The 806-nt window shown below is 53.0% G+C and carries 2 protein-coding genes; both read left to right on the forward strand.

From position 1 onward, the window contains the following. Positions 1 to 70 precede the first annotated feature (70 nt). Complete coding sequence (locus HMPREF3178_RS08395; protein WP_033547496.1) at positions 71 to 403, forward strand: hypothetical protein; 333 nt, start codon at positions 71 to 73, stop codon at positions 401 to 403. 42 nt (positions 404 to 445) lie between these two features. Continuing rightward, positions 446 to 646, forward strand: a complete 201-nt coding sequence (locus tag HMPREF3178_RS08400; RefSeq protein WP_033547495.1) for a hypothetical protein — start codon at positions 446 to 448, stop codon at positions 644 to 646. Positions 647 to 806: the final 160 nt, after the last annotated feature.

An 806-nucleotide genomic window follows, 5' to 3' on the forward strand; every position in this document is an offset into this window, starting at 1 on the left:
TAATTAAATCATCGGGAGGCAACACCGCCGCCCGCAAAATTGCCGGTATCGGCGCGCAAAGGAGTACATCATGGATTACCAGACCCGCTTAAATTCTGACATAACCAAAGAGATTGATTATCTGGCATCACTGCGTAAACAGCGCATGGTGGCGGATCTGCGCACAGAGCTGGTTTACGGCACACTGGTGCGTCTGGCAGATATGATCTGCAACACCGTCACTGACTGGTCACTTCCCTGCCCTGTTCTGCCGCTTTCTTCCGTACAGCAATGGCACAAAGCCCGCGAAATTGTCCTGGCAGATTATGAGGACTTCGGCCACGCTGCCTGGGACTATGCCCGCCACCATATGAAAACAGAGCTTAGCTTCGGTTATGCCTGCTACAAAAACGATATTGCCTGATGATTAACAACATGGGGGCTAACGCCCCCTGAAGGAGAAAAGATGGAATATGGAAAACTGGCCGCTCAAATCGGGATGCGCCTGAAACTGGAAGTGATGGAGTCAGCCCGCGGCTATTACATTGGAACGCAGACAGAATATGGTGAGCCGGTATCACGCGAATCTAACGAATATTTTGATACCGAGCAGCAGGCAGAAGCCGCACTGGCTGGCAGATTATGGACACAGAAACAAAACCCCTGATCCCACAATGGCGCCCAAACGGGCGCCATTATTCTTTTATGGCCATACCGCCGATTTCAGATAGAACGAGAGAGAAACAGCGGCAGACTCCGGGCGTTACCCCTTCGGGGCCGCTCTGCTGTGCTACGCATCGAGCCGGTTCCCGTCTCGCCCCGCTTAC

The sequence above is a fragment of the Klebsiella sp. HMSC09D12 genome (genome assembly GCF_001808475.1).
GTDB classification, from domain to species: domain Bacteria; phylum Pseudomonadota; class Gammaproteobacteria; order Enterobacterales; family Enterobacteriaceae; genus Klebsiella; species Klebsiella oxytoca.

What these genes read in the sequence shown, in the direction of transcription:
- HMPREF3178_RS08395 (WP_033547496.1), top strand. Translation starts at nt 71, where the DNA reads ATGGATTACCAGACCCGCTTAAATTCTGACATAACCAAAGAGATTGAT.
- HMPREF3178_RS08400 (WP_033547495.1), top strand. Translation starts at nt 446, where the DNA reads ATGGAATATGGAAAACTGGCCGCTCAAATCGGGATGCGCCTGAAACTG.